This is a genomic window from Exiguobacterium sp. s34 (assembly GCF_018617435.1).
Taxonomy (GTDB): domain Bacteria; phylum Bacillota; class Bacilli; order Exiguobacteriales; family Exiguobacteriaceae; genus Exiguobacterium; species Exiguobacterium aestuarii.
The window spans coordinates 1-239 of record NZ_JACSKE010000023.1; the positions used below are offsets into that span (position 1 = coordinate 1).

The following is a 239-nucleotide window of genomic DNA, read 5'->3' on the forward strand; positions in this document are numbered from 1 at the left end:
GGAAGCGTGGTGACACGTGGAGCTGAATGATACTAATCGGTCGAGGCTTTGATCTAGTCTATGGTTTGTGTTGATGAATCCTCAGTTTTGAGAGAACAATCTCTCTAAAATATGTTGACATTATCGATAAATAATGTTAATATAATACTTGTCTGGTGGCGATAGCGAGACGGCCACACCCGTTCCCATGCCGAACACGGAAGTTAAGCGTCTCAGCGCCGAAAGTAGTTGGGGGATCT

The 239-nt window shown here is 44.8% G+C and carries 1 rRNA gene; it reads left to right on the forward strand.

Annotated features, from left to right (window positions below):
* Positions 1-151: 151 nt before the first annotated feature.
* Positions 152-239, forward strand: a 5S ribosomal RNA gene (rrf, locus tag KNO87_RS15395); the annotation flags it as partial.